The 18,478-nt window shown below is 70.4% G+C and carries 16 protein-coding genes; 8 read left to right on the forward strand and 8 right to left on the reverse strand.

The genetic code is table 11. The features are described from left to right. The first annotated feature begins 102 nt into the window (after positions 1–102). The gene (gene ettA, locus ACWEN6_RS29015) at positions 103–1,767 is read left to right on the forward strand and encodes an energy-dependent translational throttle protein EttA (protein ID WP_452574626.1); all 1,665 of its coding nucleotides are present in this window, start codon (positions 103–105) and stop codon (positions 1,765–1,767) included. A gap of 836 nt (positions 1,768–2,603) precedes the next feature. Continuing rightward, a complete protein-coding gene (gene aspS / locus ACWEN6_RS29020; protein WP_452574628.1) occupies positions 2,604–3,908 on the forward strand; it encodes an aspartate--tRNA(Asn) ligase in 1,305 nt (434 codons plus the stop codon). 311 nt (positions 3,909–4,219) lie between these two features. Here aspS and ACWEN6_RS29025 read toward each other — a convergent pair whose 3' ends face one another. From ACWEN6_RS29025 to ACWEN6_RS29040, 4 genes are all read right to left on the reverse strand, one after another. Beyond that, positions 4,220–5,761: a glycoside hydrolase family 13 protein gene (locus ACWEN6_RS29025; RefSeq protein ID WP_452574630.1), complete on the reverse strand. Its 1,542-nt coding sequence runs from the start codon at positions 5,759–5,761 to the stop codon at positions 4,220–4,222. A gap of 30 nt (positions 5,762–5,791) precedes the next feature. Then, complete coding sequence (locus ACWEN6_RS29030; protein ID WP_354926931.1) at positions 5,792–6,181, reverse strand: globin; 390 nt, start codon at positions 6,179–6,181, stop codon at positions 5,792–5,794. Between the two features lie 14 nt (positions 6,182–6,195). Then, on the reverse strand, positions 6,196–7,191 hold the full coding sequence (locus ACWEN6_RS29035) for a mechanosensitive ion channel family protein (RefSeq protein WP_452574632.1): 996 nt from the start codon (positions 7,189–7,191) through the stop codon (positions 6,196–6,198). Positions 7,192–7,692: 501 nt separating this feature from the next. After that, positions 7,693–7,962: a hypothetical protein gene (locus ACWEN6_RS29040; RefSeq protein WP_354850584.1), complete on the reverse strand. Its 270-nt coding sequence runs from the start codon at positions 7,960–7,962 to the stop codon at positions 7,693–7,695. A gap of 510 nt (positions 7,963–8,472) precedes the next feature. Between ACWEN6_RS29040 and ACWEN6_RS29045 the strand changes: the two genes are divergently transcribed. The 3 genes from ACWEN6_RS29045 to ACWEN6_RS29055 all read left to right on the forward strand — a co-directional run bounded on the left by ACWEN6_RS29045 (position 8,473) and on the right by ACWEN6_RS29055 (position 12,567). Beyond that, on the forward strand, positions 8,473–9,855 hold the full coding sequence (locus ACWEN6_RS29045) for an XRE family transcriptional regulator (RefSeq protein ID WP_452574634.1): 1,383 nt from the start codon (positions 8,473–8,475) through the stop codon (positions 9,853–9,855). Further along, entirely contained in the window at positions 9,852–10,349 is a 498-nt protein-coding gene (locus ACWEN6_RS29050) for a GNAT family N-acetyltransferase (protein WP_354850590.1), read from the forward strand. The genes ACWEN6_RS29045 and ACWEN6_RS29050 overlap by 4 nt, the downstream gene beginning before the upstream one ends. Positions 10,350–10,527: 178 nt before the next feature. Then, entirely contained in the window at positions 10,528–12,567 is a 2,040-nt protein-coding gene (locus tag ACWEN6_RS29055; protein WP_452574636.1) for a tetratricopeptide repeat protein, read from the forward strand. 15 nt (positions 12,568–12,582) lie between these two features. Here the strand turns inward: ACWEN6_RS29055 and ACWEN6_RS29060 are convergent, their stop codons facing one another. From ACWEN6_RS29060 to ACWEN6_RS29070, 3 genes are all read right to left on the reverse strand, one after another. Further along, positions 12,583–13,044, reverse strand: a complete 462-nt coding sequence (locus ACWEN6_RS29060; RefSeq protein WP_452574638.1) for an NUDIX hydrolase — start codon at positions 13,042–13,044, stop codon at positions 12,583–12,585. A gap of 11 nt (positions 13,045–13,055) precedes the next feature. Then, entirely contained in the window at positions 13,056–13,508 is a 453-nt protein-coding gene (locus ACWEN6_RS29065) for a hypothetical protein (RefSeq protein ID WP_354850597.1), read from the reverse strand. A gap of 107 nt (positions 13,509–13,615) precedes the next feature. Further along, the gene (locus ACWEN6_RS29070) at positions 13,616–13,780 is read right to left on the reverse strand and encodes a hypothetical protein (protein WP_354850600.1); all 165 of its coding nucleotides are present in this window, start codon (positions 13,778–13,780) and stop codon (positions 13,616–13,618) included. A 255-nt stretch (positions 13,781–14,035) separates the two neighbouring features. On the opposite strand from ACWEN6_RS29070, the gene purU reads away from it, so the two are divergent. Next, positions 14,036–14,884 carry a formyltetrahydrofolate deformylase gene (gene purU / locus ACWEN6_RS29075; RefSeq protein ID WP_452574640.1) on the forward strand — a complete coding sequence of 283 codons (849 nt, stop codon included), beginning with the start codon at positions 14,036–14,038 and terminating at the stop codon, positions 14,882–14,884. A 172-nt stretch (positions 14,885–15,056) separates the two neighbouring features. Here the strand turns inward: purU and ACWEN6_RS29080 are convergent, their stop codons facing one another. After that, a complete protein-coding gene (locus ACWEN6_RS29080) occupies positions 15,057–17,129 on the reverse strand; it encodes a prolyl oligopeptidase family serine peptidase (protein ID WP_452574642.1) in 2,073 nt (690 codons plus the stop codon). Between the two features lie 369 nt (positions 17,130–17,498). Here ACWEN6_RS29080 and ACWEN6_RS29085 point away from each other — a divergent pair, with 369 nt between their 5' ends. Together ACWEN6_RS29085 and ACWEN6_RS29090 are read left to right on the forward strand one after the other, a co-directional pair. Further along, the gene (locus tag ACWEN6_RS29085; RefSeq protein WP_452574644.1) at positions 17,499–18,008 is read left to right on the forward strand and encodes an HNH endonuclease; all 510 of its coding nucleotides are present in this window, start codon (positions 17,499–17,501) and stop codon (positions 18,006–18,008) included. Positions 18,009–18,237: 229 nt separating this feature from the next. After that, positions 18,238–18,441: an FmdB family zinc ribbon protein gene (locus ACWEN6_RS29090; RefSeq protein WP_354850608.1), complete on the forward strand. Its 204-nt coding sequence runs from the start codon at positions 18,238–18,240 to the stop codon at positions 18,439–18,441. The last annotated feature ends 37 nt before the right edge of the window (positions 18,442–18,478 follow it).

Here is an 18,478-nt window from a genome sequence, read left to right on the forward strand (position 1 = left end):
CACGTGTGGGTGGCGGCCTGCTGGGGGATGGGCTCGTGGTCGGGGGTGGTGGGTGGGCGTGAGGGGACAACTCCGATGGCGGAATCCCCTACTCTTAGGAGCATGCCCGAGTACATCTATACGATGCAGCGTGTCCGCAAGGCGCACGGCGACAAGGTCATCCTTGATGACGTCACGCTGCATTTCCTGCCCGGAGCCAAGATTGGTGTGCTGGGCCCCAATGGCACTGGTAAGTCCACGCTGCTGAAGATGATGGCCGGCATCGAGCAGCCGTCCAACGGCGACGCCCGGCTGATGCCCGGCTTCACCGTCGGCATGCTGCAGCAGGAGCCGCCGCTGAACGAGTCCAAGACCGTTCTGGGCAACGTCCAGGAGGGCGTCGCCGAGACGCTCGCCATGCGCGCCCGGTTCGAAGAGATCGCCGAGCTCATGGCGACGGACTACAGCGACGAGCTGCTCGACGAGATGGGCAAGCTGCAGGAGGCGCTGGACCACCGCAACGGGTGGGATGTCGACAGCCAGCTCGAGCAGGCGATGGACGCCCTCCGCTGCCCCCCGCCGGACGCCGAGGTCACCAAGCTGTCCGGTGGCGAGCGCCGCCGCGTCGCCCTCTGCAAGCTGCTGCTCGAGCAGCCCGACCTGCTGCTGCTCGACGAGCCCACCAACCACCTCGACGCCGAGAGCGTCCAGTGGCTGGAGCAGCACCTGGAGAAGTATCCCGGCACCGTCCTGGCCGTCACCCACGACCGGTACTTCCTGGACAACGTGGCGACGTGGATTCTCGAGCTCGACCGGGGCCGTTGCTATCCGTACGAGGGCAACTACTCGACCTACCTCGAGCAGAAGGCCGCCCGGCTGAAGGTCGAGGGCCAGAAGGACGTCAAGCGCAAGAAGCGCCTGGAGGAGGAGCTCCAGTGGGTGCGCTCCAACGCCAAGGCTCGGCAGACCAAGAGCCGGGCGCGTCTGCAGCGGTACGAAGAGATGGCCGCCGAGGCCGACAAGTACCGCAAGCTCGACTTCGAAGAGATCCAGATCCCGCCGGGCCCGCGCCTGGGCACCACGGTCATCCGGGCGACCGGCCTCACCAAGGGCTTCGGCGACCGGCTCCTCATGGAGGATCTGTCGTTCGACCTGCCGCGCAACGGCATCGTCGGCATCATCGGCCCGAACGGCGTCGGTAAGACGACCCTGTTCCGCATGATCATGCAGGCTGAGAAGCCCGACAACGGCGACATCCTGATCGGCGACACCGTCAAGATCTCCTACGTGGACCAGGGGCGCGGCAACATCGAGCCGACCAAGAACGTCTGGCAGGTCGTCTCCGACGGGCTCGACCACATCAAGGTCGGTCACGTCGAGATGCCCTCCCGCGCCTACATCGCCGCCTTCGGGTTCAAGGGCCCCGACCAGCAGAAGCCCGCGGGCATCCTGTCCGGTGGCGAGCGCAACCGTCTGAACCTGGCGCTCACCCTCAAGCAGGGCGGCAACGTGCTGCTGCTGGACGAGCCGACCAACGACCTCGACACCGAGACGCTGTCCAGCCTGGAGAACGCCCTGCTCGAGTTCCCGGGCTGCGCGGTGATCACCTCGCACGACCGGTGGTTCCTCGACCGCACCGCGACGCACATCCTCGCGTGGGAGGGCGGCTCGAACTGGTTCTGGTTCGAGGGCAACTACGCCGACTACGAGAAGAACAAGATCGAGCGGCTCGGCGCAGACGCGGCCCGTCCGCACCGCGTCACCTACCGCAAGCTCACCCGCGACTGACACCCCACGCCTGACGGTCAACGCAGGACAGGTGTGGACCGACGGTCCGCGGCTGAGTCCGTAGGCGAGCAGGCGGCATCGCCACCCCGGTCGCGGACCGGGGTGGCGTTTCCTTGTACCCCGCCGTTGGAGCACCGGCCGCGGGCCGTCCTGGATTTGGCCGGCGTCTCCAGACTCGCCGACCATCGACCGGCTCTCCCCGCTGCTCGACCGTTGGGCTCTGGTTCTCACCCCAGCCGGTCCACCCGCCTCGGCGCCGCCCGGAGCGACGGGCGCTTCAACCAGGGAGCCGACCCCAAGTCGTCCCGGGCGCTTGGGACGTCGCCGTGGGTGCCGGTCAGCCGGTTTGTCCGGTCTCGGGAGCGGCGATCGGAGCCAGGGGCCGACCTGTGGCTCTGTAGAGGAGTCGCGGCAGCGCGCTGCGAACCTGGCGTTATTCATGAGCGGCCGTGGGCCCGAACCACTGTCTGATCGCCGCTGCGAGCTCATCCATGCGGGCCCAGGCCACGTGGGCGCTGTCGCGTCTCATCGACGAACGCAGATCTGCGTAAGATGGCGTCCAACAGCGACGACGGAGCCGAGTAGCACCTCGATCACCGGAGTCGGAGAGAGCCGCCGGCAGCTGCGAAGGCGGACTCCGGCCGGGGCGCGAAGACCCTCCCGAGCTGCGGGGAAGAACGACCTTCGCGTCTAGTAGAGTCCCGCCGAATCGCCCACGTCACGGGTTTGCAGAGGCCACGCCGCACGACGGCGTGGTGAAGGTGTGGTGGTACCGCGAGGATCCCGCTCGCCCACGCCTCTCAGGGGACGCGTTGCGACCAGAGGAGGCCACCACCATGCAACGCATCCTGTCCACCCAGCTGTCCGCACACGTCGGTGAGACCGTACGCATCGCGGGCTGGATACATCGTCGCCGGCTGCTGAAGTCGGTCGCTTTCCTGATTCTGCGCGACGCCGCCGGCCTGACTCAGATCGTCGTGTCCGAGAAGGCCGCCCGCGCTCGGCTTGAGACCCTGCCGGAAGAGACGACGGTCGCCGTCGTGGGCACGGTCACCGTCGAGCCGTCCGCTCCGGGCGGAGTGGAGATCACTTCGCCGGTGATCGAGGCATTGACCGACCCGGCCGAGCCGGCTCCGTTCGACCTCTACCGGCCCGAGCTGCGCGCGAGCCTGCCGACGATGCTGGACTACGCGCCGGTCGCGCTGCGCCACCCGAAGCTCGCCGCCGTCCACCGCATCAGTGCGGCCGCGGTCGGCGGCTTCCGCACGGCGCTCGAAGCGATGTCGTTCGTCGAGATCCACACCCCGAAGATCGTGGGCGCGGCCACCGAGAGCGGCGCCAACGTCTTCGAGCTCGACTACTTCGGCCGTCCGGCGTACCTGGCGCAGTCCCCTCAGCTCTACAAGCAGATGATGGTCGGCGTCCTGGAGCGGGTCTACGAGGTCGGACCGGTCTTCCGCGCCGAGCCGAGCGACACCGCCCGCCACCTGGCTTCCTATACCTCTCTCGACGCCGAGATGGGCTTCGTGGAAGACCACCGTGACGTCATCGCCGCGTGCCATGCGACGGTCGGGGGCATGCTGGCCGGCATCCGGGCATCGGCCGGCGCCTCACTTGAGCTTCTCGACATCACCATGCCCGCGCTGACGGACGAACCCGTGGTGGTGCACTTCGCCGACGTACTGGAGATGATCAGCAGAGCGACCGGCGAGGACGTGACCGGCGAGCCCGACCTCGCGCCCGCGCACGAGCGGTGGATCGGCGAGTGGGCCTTGCGCGAGCATGGCTCGGATTTCGTGTTCGTCGAGGGCTACCCGACCGCGCATCGCGCGTTCTACACCCATCCGGACCCGGCTCGTCCCGGCTACTCGCGCGCGATCGATCTGATCTTCCGTGGCCTGGAGCTGGTCAGCGGGGGCCAACGGATGCACCGGTACGCCGACTACGTGCGAGCGCTGACCGCGCGCGGCGAGACCGACCTGTCGGCGTACTCGGGCTACCTCGACGCGATGCGCTACGGCATGCCACCACACGGCGGCTTCGCATTCGGGCTCGAACGGTTCATGGCACGCCTGCTCGACGTGCCGAACGTCCGCCAGGTCGCGCTGTTCCCCCGTGACCTGCACCGGCTCGCTCCATGAGCGACCCCGGGTGAGCGAACGCCGGGTGAACGAGGCCGGGTGGATGACGCCGGGTGGATGACGCCGGGTGAGTGAGGCCGGGGTGGGAATCGTTCCACCGGGTGGGGGTGGGGTGAACCGGGGGCGGGCGGTGGGTGGAGATCTGTAGCACTCGGCCGGGGTGTGGTGTGGTTCCGCCGTACTGTGGTGGAGTTATCTCCTCCCCGGTGGCACACACCGGCCAGTCGTCCTGCCTGGGTTGGATTCTTTACCACCCAGGTGGACGCGCTTACCTCCGAGACGGTCTGATGCCGTCCCCGGTCTCCCTCGGTTCAGGCGGAGCGGAGCCACACGGCGGTGTCGGGGGGCAGGGAAGCCCCGTCGCCGTTGCCGCTGGACACCAGGATCTCCCGGTGCGGCGGCAGGGGGACGGCCTCCTCGCCGCAGTTGATGGCGCAGATCAGCTCGCCCCGCGTGAACATGAGCGCGTCGCCGGGAGCCTCCAGCCAGGCGATGGCGTCGGGCAGCGTGCCCCGCAGCGACCGGCGCAGCTCAAGGACGCGGCGGTAGAACGCCAGCGTGGAGGCGGGGTCGCCGGCCTGGCGCTCGGCGGTGAGAGCCGCCCATGAGGCCGGCTGGGGCAGCCACGGGCCGGCGCCGCCGGGTGAAAATCCGTACGGCTGCGCGTCGCCGGACCACGGGATCGGCACCCGGCAGCCGTCCCGGCCGAGCAGCTCGCCCTTGGAACGGGCGAAGATCGGGTCCTGGCGCGACTCCGGAGGAAGATCCTTCACCTCTGGGAGGCCGAGTTCCTCCCCTTGGTACAGATACGCCGACCCGGGCAGGGCGAGCATGGCGAGCAGAGCGGCACGCCCGCGGGCGAGGCCGGCCGCGGGGTCCAGCGAGCCCTCGCCGTAACGGGTGATGTGGCGCACCACGTCGTGGTTGGACAGCACCCAGGTGGGCGCGGTGACGGCGGCCAGCGTGTCGTCGATGATCTTCCGGAAGGCGGTGGCCGACCAGGGGGCCTCAAGCCAGGCGAAGTTGAAGCTCTGGTGCAGCTCGTCGGGCCGGACGTAGAGCGCGAGGTCCTCGGCGGTGTCGGTCCACACCTCGCCGACGGCGGCGCGGTCGCCGGGGTAGGAGTCGAGCACCTTGCGCCACTCGCGGTACACCTCGTGCACCTCGGGCTGGCTCCAGATGGGCGAACGCGACTGGAACCCCTCCTCCGAGGGCGGCACGTCGGCCAGGTCCGCGTCCTTGTACAGGCCCATCGCCACGTCGATGCGGAACCCGTCCACGCCCCGGTCGAGCCAGAACCGCAGGATGTCCAGGAACTCCTCGTGAACCGCGGGGTTGCGCCAGTTGAAGTCGGGCTGCTCGGGAGCGAACAGGTGGAGGTACCACTGCCCGTCGGGCAGGCGGGTCCACGCCGGCCCGCTGAACACCGATGTCCAGTTGTTGGGCGGCGCGTCGCCGTCGCGGAAGATGTAGCGGTCGCGCTCGGGGCTGCCCGGCGGGGAGGCCAGCGCGGCCTGGAACCACGGGTGGGCGGAGGAGCTGTGGTTCGGCACCACGTCGACGATGAGCCGCAGGCCGTGGGCATGCGCGTCGGCGACCAGCGCGTCGAAGTCGGCCAGCGTGCCGAACAGCGGGTCGACGCCTCGGTAGTCGGCCACGTCGTACCCGCCGTCGGCCATGGGAGAAGGCTGGAAGGGAGTCAGCCAGATCGCGTCCACGCCGAGTTCCGCGAGGTAGGGCAGGCGGGAACGGATCCCCTGGATGTCGCCGACGCCGTCTCCCGAGGCGTCGGCGAAGCTGCGAACGTAGATCTCGTAAACGACGGCATCACGCCACCAAGGGGAGTTCTTCACACGTCCTTGGCTGCCCCCCGAGGCGGCCACTTATGCGTTCACGAGGCTGTGGGCCGCGTACTGCAGGTAGGTCCAGAGCTTGGCGGAGAGGTCGTCGGGCAGTTCGAGGGAGTCCACGGCGTCGCGCATGTGCCGCAGCCACGCGTCGCGCTCGGGCTCGCCGATCACGAACGGGGCGTGCCGCATGCGCAGCCGCGGGTGCCCGCGCTGCTCGCCGTAGGTGGTGGGGCCGCCCCAATATTGGACGAGGAACATGCGAAGCCGCTCCTCGGCCCCGGTGAGGTCTTCCTCGGGGTAGAGGGGGCGCAGCAGCGGATCGTCCTTCACGCCCTGGTAGAAGCGGTGCACGAGGCGCTCGAAGGCCTCTGAGCCGCCCACGGCGTCGTAGAAGGACATGGACTCGGCAGGGGTAGCGGACACGCCTTCCAGCCTACTCAGACCCCGGCGAGGGTGATGCCCGCGCGGTCGAGCGCCCACTTGACGCGCATGCGCAGCTCGCGCGCCACCTCGGCCTGGTGGGCGGGAACCGTCTTGACGGTGATCCTGAAGATCATCGCCTTGTCGGAGATCTGCTCGAGGCCGTACACCTCGGGTTCCTCGACGATCGCCGAGTCACGGAAGGCGGGGTCGGCCCAGACCTCCTCGGCGACGTTCTTGAGCAGGTCGCGGATGGCGGCGATGTCGGCGTCGTAGGCCACCGGGACGTCGACGAGGGCGCGCGACCAGCCCTGGGACTCGTTGCCGATGCGGTTGATCGTGCCGTTGCGGACGTACCAGACGCGCCCGTCGGCGTCCCGCAGGCGGGTGATGCGCAGGGTCACGGCCTCGACGGTGCCGACGGCCGTGCCGGTGTCGATCATGTCGCCGACGCCGTACTGGTCTTCCATCAGCATGAACATGCCGGCGATGAAGTCCTTGACCAGCTCCTGCGCGCCGAAGCCGACGGCGACGCCGAGGATGCCCACGCTGGTGAGGATGGGGGTGAGGTTGAGACCGAACCGTCCGAGGATCATCATCGCGGCGGTGCCGAAGACGATCACGGAGATGAGGCTGCGCAGCACGGAGCCGAGGGTCTCGGCCCGCTGGCGGCGGCGCTCGGTGAGCAGGGCCGCGGCGCCGTCCACGCTCGTGCCGCCCCTCAGGCGCAGGCGCTCGGGCAGCACGCCGTCGGCCGCGCGCCGGATGACCCGGTCGATCAGCCGGTGCAGGATCGCCCGCGCGACCAGCGCGGACACCGCGATGATGACGACGCTGACCAGCCACGCGAGGGGGGAGGCCCATCCCGGCGACAGCCAGTTGAGCAGGAACGTGCACGTCACGTCGTCCCCACTGGCGCTGGTGCAGGCGTTCGCCATCTGCTTGCCCAGATCGGGCAGCCAGGGCAGGTCGGACGCCGGTGGGGCGGTGGGGTCGACGGCGAGCGTGAACACGCGGCGGGCACCTCTCGGATCGGGTCGGTCGGCGGAGACAATTATCGGTCCTCGACCTAGACGGAACGGTACGTGAACCGACTGACTCCGCCGACCGGCCCGGCCGCCGTCACGTGACGCCGGGGAAGACGGGAGTGCCCGGACCCGGGGCCGCGGAGGGCGGGCCCGGGCACCCCGGTGACGAGCGGCCCGGGACGGGGCACGCACCCGGAAGCGCGCCCCGCTCCGTTTCCGATCGGGGAGGTCCCCGATCACCATCGGGCCAGGATGGAGGCTCGGACCCGATGGCTGCTCTGGGATGCCGGCGCGCGCCGCGTGGCGCCGCCGGGCGATGGTTCTGGCACGTGCCAGGGAGGTGGAGCCGACGGGATGCCCAGCGTCCGTGCGGCCGTGTCTCCACGGACGCCGGACGCTCCGCACCGGGCACCCCGCCGACCCCGAAGAGCCGCGGTGTCCACGGCGGACGGCGGTGACTGCGCTGCACCGCGTCCGTCACGTGTCCTACTCGCTCACCGCGGCCAGTACGCGGGCGACCTTGGTGGCCGCTCCTGCCGGATCGTCGACCTGGTGCATGCGCTCTCCCCACGACCACCAGTAGTAGGCGGGGGTCGCCTGCGGCCGGCAGGTGACGTTCTCGGCGAGGCTGGTGGCGTTGGGGTTGATCACGCGGACGAACGCCCGCCCCGACTGCGTGTGCACCACCCGGGCGAGCAGCCCCCGAGCGTCGAGCTCGTCGGCCAGGCGTTCCAGGTGTTGGAAGCTGTCGTCCACTTCGAGCCTTCCTCTAGACCGATTCGCGGCGATCACAGCCGGTGAATCGAGGCTGGTTGGCCAAATCTGACTCACCCGTGCCGATGGGTCAACGAAGCTCGGTGGCGTCCTGGGTAAGGGGATATTTCAAGTGGGTTGAAAGAACGTCCCCGGCGGGGGACGATTCTATGCCAGCAGGTTCGAGCGTCCTTTCAGGTCCTGTCATTACTGGTCCATCATTCTCGTTAGACGCGGTTGACCGGCAAGAGGCCGCGTCCGCGCAGATGGGACCGGTCGGGGTCGGTGACCAGGATGGCGACTGGCCACGAGAGAGGGGCCGGGATGTCCGGCAGACAGCACAAGGAAACGGAGTTAGCGCGGCGAACCCGGGCGCGCGGCCTGGCGGTGGGGCGCACTACGGCCCGAATCGCCGAGGAGATTTTCGATGAGTGTGCTCCGCATTTCGGGACAACTCGAATCAAATCTCACCGTCTCGCCCATGGCATTGCTCTCGCCGACGTCATCGAACAGGTGCGCGCCTTGTTCGAACGTGACGGGAAAGCCCAGCCCGGCATCGGAGAGACGCTTCTGAGCGCCTACGAGAGCGGGCTGAAGCGCCCCGGTCCGGAGTACCTCCATTACCTGTGCTCGGTCTACCGGGTGGAGCCGGTCGCCCTCGGATACGAGGGCCCGTGCATCTGTGGCCACGGCCACCGGATGCCGGGCGTCGTACGTGGCGGTCAGCAGGAGGCCGAATCCGACAGTCCCCCCGAATCGCGCGAGCTGTGGATCAAGCCGCTCAGCGATCCCTCGTCGGACGGGGGTGAGGAGGACGAGAACGTGTTACGCAGGACGCTGCTGCAGATCATCGCGAGCGGCGCGGGTGCCGCCGGAACGTTGAGCGCTCCGGTGCTCGGCGCCGCCGACGGCATTCGCCGCCGGATGGACGAGACCCTCGTGTCGACCACCGTGTCGCCGGCCATGCTCGACCACTGGGAGGAGGCGGCGACCTCCTTCGGCCGGCAGTACATGAACACGCCGCCGATGCGGCAACTGTGCGACGTGCTGCTGGAGTTCAGCACCGTGCGCCAGGCGATGGAGCGCCACCAGCCCATCGACCTTCAGGAGCGCCTGTGCGCCCTCGCCGCCCGGCTGTCCGGCCTGGCCGGCATCATCATGATCGATCTCGGTGACCAGCGGATGGCCCGGTCGTTCTTCCGCACCTCGCGCATGGCCGCCGACGAGACCGGCGACCGCGCGCTGCGTGCCTGGGTCACCGCCCGCGAGGCGCTGGTCCCCCTGTTCCTGGGCGACCCCCGCGAGGCGCTGAACCTGGCCAAGAAGAGCCGCGACCTGGCCGGGCAGACGCCGTGCGCGGCCAAGGCCATGGCCCCGGTCGTGGAGGCCCGGGCGCTGTCCATGCTGGCGAACTCCGGGGGCAAGAAGGACGTCGTCGACCAGGCTAAGCGGGCGCTGTCGCGGGCCCGGGCGGCCTTCGCCCAGATGACGCCGGCCCAGCAGGAGGACACGGTGTTCGGTTACACCGAGCGCCAGCTCTACTTCCACCAGGGCGACGCGCTGACGCGTCTCGGGCAGACCATCGAGGCCGACCTGATCCTGGAGCAGGCGCTGGAGAAGTACGAGGGGGACCTGCTCGACCAGACGTTGATCCGGTTCGACCAGGCGCACTGCCGGCTGCTCGAAGGGGACGGCGACGAGGCGTTGCGCATGGGCATGGAGGCCGTGCGGCAGGTCGGCGAGAGCTTTCGCACCGACATCATCCTGCGCCGTGCCACCGAGCTCGCGCGCAACATCCACGCCAGATGCGGGGACATCGCCGGCCTGCAGACCTTCAAGGACATCCTCGCCTCGCCGCCGCCTTCCACTCCCGCGACCTCGGAGGTCGATGTATGACGCTTTCGCTCAGGCGGTATCGCTGGTCCGATCGGGAAGCCGTCTGGGAGCTCCATCGCACCTGTCTGGCACAGGTGGGCATCACCGAGGGGGACGGGGTGTACTACGAGGACGACATGCCGCGGATCAACCAGGTCTACCTGGCCGACCGCGGCGAGTTCCTGGTGGGGGAGGTCGAAGGCGCCGGCGTCGTGGCCATGGGCGGGCTGCGGCGCGTCGACGAGCGGTCCGCCGAGATGTGCCGGCTGCGCGTCCATCCCGACCACCAGCGGCGCGGGTTCGGCACGCTGATGCTGGAGGCGCTGGAGGAGGCCGCCGTCCGGCTCGGCTACCGCACGCTCCGCGGCGACACGACCCTGCTGCAGGGTGCGGCGCTCGAGCTGTACCGCAAGTACGGGTGGCGTGAAGTGCGCAGAGAGGACAGGGGAGGCCTCGTGGTTGTTTACGGCGAGAAGACGCTCGCCGCCCGCCCGTCCACCCAACTAACTCATTAGCGACATGCATTCACTTATCTAGTACAAATCATGTTCAATGCTTGCAAATTGGCGATTTTCCTCCTGATAATGGGTTCTTTGCAGCTGGGAGCCGAGGAGGACACCCAATGAAGAAGATCGTCGTTCGCAAGCCGGGTATGGTCCACCTGACCGGATCCGCCAGTGCGATCCACAAGGGGTGACCGGCCGCACCGGTCACCACCTCTGGATCCACGGAGGACGCTCCAGGGACCGCCGCGGCGCGCTCCATGCCCTCGGCGCACAGGCCGGCCTGGGCATGGATGCCCGCCGGGTTCCGGTGTTCGACGCCCATCGCCGCCTGTGCGGCCCCTATACCTTCGGCGGATCCCTGCTCGCCCGTCTGCTGCTGCCCGCGTTGGAGCACTGCTCCGACGCGGTGGCGCGGCACGGGGCCGAGATCCGGGCGGCGGCGCCCGATCTTCGCGATCGGGTGGTCGCCCGCCGGGAACCCCTCGACGCGCGCCTGTCCGCCGAGGAGCGCATCTTGGTCCCGGCGCCCCGCCGCAGCCTGCGCATTGCGAACGGAATCGCCGAATTCGTACGGGACGGCGGGGTGGCGCCGCCCGTCATCGCCGTTGACAACGTGGACGAGGCCGACGGCACCGACCGCGAACTCATCGCCACGCTTATGCGCCGTTCGGACCCCGGTCGATTGACAATTGTCGTGCTTTCCAGTAAACCTCCGCCGGAATTTTTCTATGGTCATGACATAAACACGGAAATATCCGCATCGGCGGGTCCGGAGGGCTCCGCGGCCGGTTACGTCGCCTCGGACGGCGTGCTCGACGACCCGCGGGCGCTCGCGGCGTACCGGGCGCTGCCCGAGGCCGAGCGCGCCCGCATGCACGACCGGCGGGCCGACGAACTCGCCGCCACCGGCCGGCCCTCCTGGACCCTGGGCGCCATCCCCTACCACCGCGAACACGGCGGCGACCCGCGCGGCGCCGGCGTCAAAGCACTGTGGGCGGCGCACGAGCACTGCATGCGCGAGGGGTTCCTGGAGGCGGCCGCCGACCTCGGCGAGCGCGGCCTGCGGCTCGCCGAGCCGGAGACGCGGCGATGGTGGGAACTGCTGCAGGGCACGGCGACCGCCCAGGCGGGCCTCGGGCGCAGGGACCGGGCGCGCGAGCTGTACGAGGAGGCTCGCCGCCAGAGCGTGGACCCGGAGGTGCACTCGGCGGTGGCGTACGGCACGGCCATGCTCGACGCACGCCATCCCGACCCGGCCAGGCGTGACCTCGGCCGGGCGCGGGGCTGGATCAACCAGGCCATCGCCATCTCCGGCCTGCTGCCCGACCGGGCCGTGCGGGCGTTCAAGCTCGGCTTCGACCTCAACGGCAAGGCCCTGATCGAGATGCGCGGCGGCCACACCGACAGGTCGCTGGCCCTGGTGGAGGAGGCCATCGAGCTGGCCGAGAGCGACCTGCCGCCGGGACGGCACCCGATTCACCGCATGGTCCTGCGCGCCAACCGGGCGCAGCTCCTCGGCATGCTGGGACGGCCGGTGGAGGCGCTGGCCGAGATGGACGCCGCGGTCGCGATCGACCCCGCCTACCCCGACCACCACCTCGACCGCGGGAACCTGCTCTACCGGATGGGCCGCCCGGAGGCGGCGCTGGCCGACTACGAGGAGGCGATCGCGCTCAGTCCGCCGCTGCCCGAGGGGTACTACAACCGTGCCCAGCTCCGCGTCGCCACGGGAGACCTCGACGGGGCGCGGGCCGACCTGGACCACGTCCTGGAGCTCGACCCCGGCTACCTGGACGCCCGCATCAACCGGGCCGGGCTGCTCGTCCAGCTCGGCCTGGAGGAGCAGGCGCGCGCCGACGTGACGGCGGGCCTGGCCCTGGACCCGGGCAACCCGCACCTGTCGTGCGTCCTCGGGCAGCTGGAAGCGGCGGTGGGACGGCACGATGAGGCCATGGCGGCCTTCGACCGGGCCATCTCGGGCGCCCCCGGGCTCGCCTCCGCCTGGGCGAACCGGGCGGTGCTGCGGCACGAGACGGGGGACGACGAAGGCGCCGTGGCCGACCTGACCACGGCCATAGAGCTGGGGGAGGACGCCGCGCTCTACTACAACCGTGCCATCGCGCTCAGGGATCTCGGCAGGCGGGAGGAGGCGGTGGACGACCTGCGGCGCGCCCGCGACCTCGACCCGCACGACCCCGACGTCCTGAAGGCCCTCAGCGAGGCCTGACCCCGGCCGGCGCGGTCACTCCCGGCCGGCCGCGCCGGTCAGCAGGGTGATCACCTCGGCCAGGGACGGAGGCTCGACCAGGTCGGGCGGCGCGGCCAGATCCGCCGGGGCGAACCAGGCGTGCCCGAGGAGCAGGTCGCGTTCCTCGCCCGTCAGCATGGCGGGGACGACCTCCGGCGTGGTGGCGGCGAAGCGCGCCAGGTAGAACCGCTCCACCTTCACATAGCGGACGCCCAGCCAGTGGTAGTCGCGCTCCACGGGGACCCACGTGTCGGCCACGGCGGCACCGGGAAGACCCGTCTCCTCGGTCAGCTCGCGGCGGGCGGCCTCCAGCGGGGTCTCGCCGGGGTCGATGCCGCCGCCGGGCGGCTCCCAGAACACCACGCCGGCGACCGGGTCGCGCCAGCGCAGCAGCAGCACGCGGCCGGATCCGTCCAGGCAGAGGACGCGGGCGGCGGGGCGATCGCTGATCTGCATCGGGCCGGCGCCTAGGACCGGCCGTCCTTGGGTCCCTGCAGATCGTCCGGCCCGGCGAGGTCGTCGGGGCCGTTGAGGTCGTCCGGCCAGGTGTTGGCCTTGATGATGTCCCAGAACTCGTCGGGCCGGTCGGCGCTCTTCCTGGCGCTCTGCCGCTGCAGTTCGGCGGCGATGGCGCGCTGCTCCTCGTAGGCGCCCTTCATCGCGTCGAGCCACTCCACCGGGTCCACCCCGGCGCGCTCGGCCGACCGCATCGCCATGTCGGCGTACTGCTCGGGCGTGGCGTTGAAGGTCCAGCCGGTGCGTTCCATGAGCTGCTCGTCGGTCAGTTCACCGCGCTGCCAGGCGATGGCCTCGGCCAGATGCTCGGCGACGAACACGGCGTTGATGTAACCGGGCAACATGGCCGCCAGGGCGACGGCCGCGCGCTTCTCCCCAGCTGACAACTCATCCCACTTCAGCACCCGCCGGCTCCTTCCCGCTCCTTCGGGCGCCACTGTACGCCTTCGCCGGTGAGGGCCGGCGGCAGCACCGCCGCCGGGGCGGCGCCCGATGGGCGGTCAGGCCGCGATCATTCGGCGGTGACGACGAGGTCGGTCAGGTCCAGGTGCCGGGACAGTTCCGCGACGTCGGGGTAGTAGGCCACGTACTGGCGCCCCCTGCTCACGCGGAGGCAGGGCTGGTTGCCCACCACCAGCGCCTCGACCTCAAATCCCCTACTGTCGACCCATTTCACGTCATAAAGGGTATGAAGCCCCAGGTCAACGGCGGGCAACCGCCCGCGTCTTATTACGCCACCTTATAGCTGGGTGACCGTAAGAGAGTTTGACGTCCCTTATACCCGGGGAATCGGTCCGGCCCGCTGCGCGCGGGCCGGCGGCGTCCGCCGCGCCCGTCCGGCAAGTCGCGGGGAAAGCTTCAGGAAGTCGCCGGGGCAACGACGCCCCGGAGCGGTAATCTGCCTCAACGTGAGCGAAGAGGTGGGTGCCCGGTGATCTCCGAGTATGTCCTGACCCTGTCCTGCCCCGACCGGCCGGGGGTGGTCGCGGCCGTCTCCGGGCTGCTGGCGGCGCGCGGATGCAACATCACCGAGAGCCAGCAGTTCGGCGACCAGGGCGCCGCGCGCTTCTTCATGCGCGTCCAGTTCACCTCCTCGCGGCCCGAGGACGACCTGCGCGCGGCCTTCGCCGAGCTCGCGCCCGACCTGGCCATGGACTTCCGCCTGCACGACCTGGCCGTCAAGCCGCGCGTGCTGGTCATGGTGAGCAAGCTCGGCCACTGCCTGAACGACCTGCTCTACCGGGTGCGCTCAGGCCTACTCGACATCGAGATCGTCGCGGTCGTGTCGAACCATCCCGACCTGCGCCCGCTCACGCAGTCGTACGGCATCGACTACCACCACCTGCCGGTGACCGCCGAGACCAAACCCCGCCAGGAGGCCGAGGTTCTCACCCTCGTCGAGCACTACCGTGCCGAACTGGTCGTGCTGGCCCGCTACATGCAGGTGCTCTCTGAAGACCTGTGCGCCAAGCTCTCGGGCAAGGTGATCAACATCCACCACTCGTTCCTGCCGTCGTTCAAGGGCGCCAAGCCCTACCACCAGGCCCACGCGCGGGGCGTTAAGCTCATCGGCGCCACCGCCCACTACGTGACGGCCGACCTGGACGAGGGCCCGATCATCGAGCAGGAGATCGCGCGGGTCAACCACACCCACTCACCGGAGGACCTGGCCGCCATGGGGCGCGACGTGGAGTGCCTGGCGCTGGCCCGGGCCGTGCGCTGGCACGCCCAGCAGCGCGTTCTGCTCGACGGGCACAAGACCATCGTCTTCCCCCGCTGACCGCGCGCCCCGCACCGGGAGAGCCGCCGACGGGCGAAGGTCCGGCGCCAAGGCGGCCAAGGCACCCAGGCGGCCAAGGCGGTGAAGGCGAAGGGGGCAAGGCTGTGACGGGGGGACGGGCGGGCCTGCCGGAGCGTCCGGCGGCCCGCCTCAGCGGTCCCGCGAGAGAACCTCAGCCGGTCAGGCCGGTGTGCTCGGCGAGGAAGGCGAGCTGGTCGGCCATGAGCTCCACCGACCGGCTGACCGCGCGCGCCCCGTGCCCGACCTCGTTCTCGTTGCGCAGCAGGACCGGCCGCTCGTCGTCCCCCTGGGCGTGCTGGAGCGCGGCGCACATCTTCCAAGCGTGCAGCGGATGGACGCGGGTGTCGGAGCCGAAGACCATGAACAGCGTCGCCGGGTAGCGCACCCCCTCGCGGACGTGGTGGTAGGGGGAGTAGCCCCACAGCCAGCCGAACTGCTCGGGGTCGTCGGCCGTGCCGTACTCGACGTTCCACGTGGCCCCGAGGCCGAACTTCTCGTACCGCACCATGTCCAGCAGCGGCGCCGCGCACGCCACCGCCGCGTACAGCTCGGGCCGCTGGGTCAGCGCGGCGCCGACCAGCAGGCCGCCGTTGGACCCGCCGGAGATCGCGAGCTGATCGGCGGTGGTGACCCCCGTGGCGATCAGGTGCTCGGCGGCCGCGTGCAGGTCGTCGAAGACGTTCTGCTTGTGGCCGAGCATGCCGTCGCGGTGCCACTGCTCGCCCTGCTCCCCGCCGCCGCGCAACTGGGCGACCGCGTAGACGCCGCCGGCCTCCACCCACGCCAGGGTCGAGATGGAGAAGCCCGGGGTCATCGGCAGGCCGAACCCGCCGTAGCCGTACAGGATGGTCGGCCGGGGACCGTCGCCGGGCTTGGAGACCACGATCATGTGGACCTCGGTGCCGTCGGCCGAGCGGTAGACGACCTCTTCGGTGTCGACCTGCGGGATCTCCACGGCGCCGGGCGAGGCCGCCCACAGGGTCGTCTCGCGCGTGCGGGCGTCGTAGCGCAGGACGCACGTCGGGGTGGTGTGGTCGGTGTAGGCGAACCACGCCTCGTGGCCGCCCTCGGGCCGCTCGTGCAGGCCGCCGATCGTGCCGAGGCCGGGCGTCGGCACCTGGCCGACCTTGGCGCCGGTGGCCAGGTCGTGCACGGTGATCTCGCTGATGGCGTGCCGCGTCCAGCCGACGAGCATCACCGGATGGTCCAGGTCATCCAAGATCGCGAAGTCGGACATCACCGCCTCGGGATCCTCGGGGATGAGATCGCGCCAGTTCTCGTACCCGGCCTCGCCCGGCTCGGTCACGCAGACGCGCGAGCGGGGGGCGTCGCGGTCGGTGAAGACGTACAGGCGCCCGTCGCGGCCGTACAGCAGGCTGGTCTGCGCGTCCACGTCCTGCTGCACGACCGTCAGCTCCGGCGCCTCGATCGAGGACGCCGACAGGTCGGCCGTCCACAGGTCGTTGCGGGGAGCCGTGCCCCGGGAGGCCGAGATGGTCAGCCAGCGGCCGTCCTTGGAGACCGCCACGCCGTAGTAGTTGGTCTTCTCCAGCCCTTCGCCGAGGACCATGACGTCCTGCTCGGTCGGCGTGCCCAGGCGGTGCAGGTAGACCCGCCGGTGGAACTGCTCCTCGCCCTCGGGCACGTCGCCGGGCGCGAGCCTGCGCACGTAGTAGAACGCCTCGCCGCCGGGCAGCCAGGCGATGGGGGAGTAGCGGCACCGGTCGATCGGCCCGTCGACGCGCTCGCCGGAGACCACGTCGACGACGTGCAGCAGCGACTCCTCGTCCCCGCCCACGGAGATCTGGTACGCCAGCCGCCGGCCCTCCTTGTCCGGCTGCCAGGAGTCGACGGTGGTCAACCCGGAGGGGTCCAGCGCCATGGGGTCGAGCAGAACGCGCTCGCGCCCGCCGGGGTCGGCCGTGTAGAGCACGGCGTGCTCCTGCTCGGGGGTGCGGCGCATGAAGAAGCCGCGCTCACCCCGCCACACCGGCGCGCCCACGGTGCCCGAGCGCACCAGGTCGGTCAGGCGGTCGCGGAAGGCGCCCCGCCCGGGTGACGCGGCCATCGCCTCGCCGAACAGGTCGCCTTGTGCGTCGAGCCACTCTTTGACCTCAGGCTGCTGGGAATCTTCCAGCCAACGGTATGGATCAGGCACGGGCGTGCCGTGGTAATCGTCGACCACGTCGTCACGGCGTGCCTTCGGGTACGGCGTTCGCGTCATGGAGCGAGCCTATGACACCCCGTTACCCGACGTGGGCCAACATTTCCGCTCCGTTGCGCTGGTGGCGGACAGAGCGGATGTTGGCCTGATCTGGAGTGATCTTTCCCCAATAGGTTTGCTTAGCGGGGTGAACCGGACATAAACCGGGAGGCGGGGTCTGGAAGACACGACCGTTAATTGGGGTGGCGGGAGAGTCGACCGAGAGGCCACACTTGCTGAAGGGCGGTGCCGTGGAACCCATCCGCTGGGCCGTCCGGCGGAGGTGCACGTGACGGAAGCATCCGGAGCCCAAGACGACGGGCCGCAAGCCGGGGTGTGCCGTGGCACATCCCAACCGATGGAGGCGCTGACGGCGGGGAAGGCCCGCTGATGCGCCAGGTCCTGCTGCTGAACGCCACGTTCGAACCGCTCACCACCCTCAACCTGCATCGGGCCGTCGTGCTCGTGATCAGGGAGAAGGCGGACGTCGTCCACCGCGACGGCCGGGGCGCCGTGCTCCGGTCGGCCTCGCGCACGGTCGACGTCCCATCGGTCATCCGGCTTCGACGATATGTCCGCATTCCTTATCGGTCCCGCATCCCGCTGACCCGGGCCGCGCTCATGCGCAGGGACGACTTCCGATGCGCCTACTGCGGCCTGCGGGCGGAGACCATCGACCACGTGCTGCCCCGCTCCCGCGGCGGGCTGCACACCTGGGAGAACTGCGTCGCCTCCTGCATGTCGTGCAACCACCGCAAGGCCGACCGGCTCCTGGAGGAGATCGGCTGGACGTTGCGCGTGGCCCCGGTGGTGCCGCACGGCGTCCACTGGCGGCTCATCGGCGCCCAACTCGACGGCGACCCCCAGTGGGCCCCCTACCTCACCGAGACCGCCGCCTGACCAGCGGAACCCCGCCCCGGCCGCCAGGAGGTGCCCCGGTCCTCCCGGCGGGAACAGGGGTCATGCTGCCTGACCAGCAGGAACCCCGCCCGGCCGGCGGGGGTGTTCCGGTCTTCGTGGCGGGGAGAGGCGCCTTGCCCGCTCGACCGGCGGGAACAGGGGTCATGCCCGCCTGACCGGCGAAGGAGGTCTCTCCCCGCCGGGCGGGTGGCCGTCGTACCCTTGAGCCATGCCGCGTTACGACTATCGCTGCCGCGCCTGCGGATCGACCTTCGAGCTGTCCCGCCCCATGTCCGCCTCGGCCGACGCCGCCGTTTGCCCGCAGGGCCACGACGACACGGTGAAGCTGCTGTCCACGGTCGCCGTCACCGGCGGCGCCGCGGCCCCCCGCCCCAGCGGCGGCGGTTGCTGCGGCGGCGGCTGCTGCGGCTGACCCACCCCGCCCGCCGGTCGCCAGGCCGGGCGGCCGA

Source organism: Sphaerisporangium sp. NPDC004334 (assembly GCF_053602655.1).

What these genes read in the sequence shown, in the direction of transcription:
- ACWEN6_RS29080 (WP_452574642.1), bottom strand. Translation starts at nt 17,129, where the DNA reads ATGACGCGAACGCCGTACCCGAAGGCACGCCGTGACGACGTGGTCGAC.
- ACWEN6_RS29060 (WP_452574638.1), bottom strand. Translation starts at nt 13,044, where the DNA reads ATGCAGATCAGCGATCGCCCCGCCGCCCGCGTCCTCTGCCTGGACGGA.
- aspS (WP_452574628.1), top strand. Translation starts at nt 2,604, where the DNA reads ATGCAACGCATCCTGTCCACCCAGCTGTCCGCACACGTCGGTGAGACC.
- ettA (WP_452574626.1), top strand. Translation starts at nt 103, where the DNA reads ATGCCCGAGTACATCTATACGATGCAGCGTGTCCGCAAGGCGCACGGC.
- ACWEN6_RS29050 (WP_354850590.1), top strand. Translation starts at nt 9,852, where the DNA reads ATGACGCTTTCGCTCAGGCGGTATCGCTGGTCCGATCGGGAAGCCGTC.
- ACWEN6_RS29085 (WP_452574644.1), top strand. Translation starts at nt 17,499, where the DNA reads ATGCGCCAGGTCCTGCTGCTGAACGCCACGTTCGAACCGCTCACCACC.
- ACWEN6_RS29090 (WP_354850608.1), top strand. Translation starts at nt 18,238, where the DNA reads ATGCCGCGTTACGACTATCGCTGCCGCGCCTGCGGATCGACCTTCGAG.